The organism is Arthrobacter sp. Y3225116, assembly GCF_059091245.1.
Genome location: NZ_JBNHGL010000458.1, coordinates 1 through 1,103, shown reverse-complemented (window position 1 = coordinate 1,103; position 1,103 = coordinate 1). Strand labels below are relative to the sequence as shown.

General features: G+C 70.4%; 1 protein-coding gene and 1 pseudogene. Both read left to right on the top strand.

Translation table 11 applies throughout. The annotated features are described in order from the left end of the window. Positions 1 to 182: pseudogene (locus tag AC5RV2_RS18275) on the top strand (hypothetical protein); the annotation flags it as partial. Then, the coding region (locus tag AC5RV2_RS18270; RefSeq protein WP_494093504.1) for a DNA-methyltransferase at positions 182 to 1,103 on the top strand (922 nt) is incomplete at its 3' end. The pseudogene AC5RV2_RS18275 and the gene AC5RV2_RS18270, both read left to right, overlap by 1 nt.

Genomic DNA, 1,103 nt, shown 5'->3' with positions numbered 1-1,103 from the left:
AGGGCCGGTCCGACTCGGGCAACCCGCGGCAGCGCCGCGGCACCGAGGAGGCGGCCGCCGAGAACACGGCCGTCGCCTCGGCCGACAAGCCGCGCCGGAAGCGTTCACGCACCCGCCGCCGCAACGGCGAGGTCGTCAACGGGACCGCCCAGCAGGTCACCGACGGCGCCAGCGGGGAATAGTGGCCGGTATCCGGTGGACGCCCGACGGCAGCTCGCTGGTGGTCCGGGCGGACAACGCCGACTTCCTGCCCACGCTGCCCGACGGCGCTTTCACCATGATCTACCTGGACCCGCCGTTCAACACCGGCCGGGCCCAGGTCCGGCAGCAGACCTCCATGGTGCGCAGCGCCGATGGTGAAGGCGACCGCATCGGGTTCAAGGGCAAGTCGTACCAGACGGTCAAGGGCACGCTCGCCAGCTACGACGACGCGTTCGACGACTACTGGTCCTTCCTGGAGCCCCGTCTCTCCGAGGCGTGGCGGCTGCTGGCCGACGACGGCACGCTGTACCTGCACCTGGACTACCGCGAGGTGCACTATGCCAAGGTGTTGCTGGACATGCTCTTCGGCCGCGAGAGCTTCCTGAACGAGATCATCTGGGCCTACGATTACGGCGCCCGTGCGCGCAACCGCTGGCCCGCCAAGCACGACAACATCCTGGTCTACGTCAAGAACCCGAAGGCGTACCACTTCGACAACGCGGAAGTGGACCGCGAGCCGTACATGGCTCCGGGCCTGGTGACCGCGGAGAAGGCCGCCCGCGGCAAGCTCCCGACCGATGTCTGGTGGCACACCATCGTCTCCCCCACCGGCCGGGAGAAGACGGGCTACCCCACCCAGAAGCCCGAGGGGCTGCTGCGCCGGATGGTTGCCGCGAGCAGCCGGCCGGGCGACTGGGTGCTCGACTTCTTTGCCGGCTCCGGGACCCTCGGCGCCGTGGCCGCGGGCATGGACCGGCGGTTCGTCTGCGTGGACCAGAACCCGCAGGCCATCGACGTCATGCGCAAACGGCTGGGCCGCCATGCGGCAGTGGTCGAGGCCGCCGACGGTACCGAGGCCTCGGTGGGCGCCGAGGCGGTCGGCAGTGCCGAGGCCACCGTGG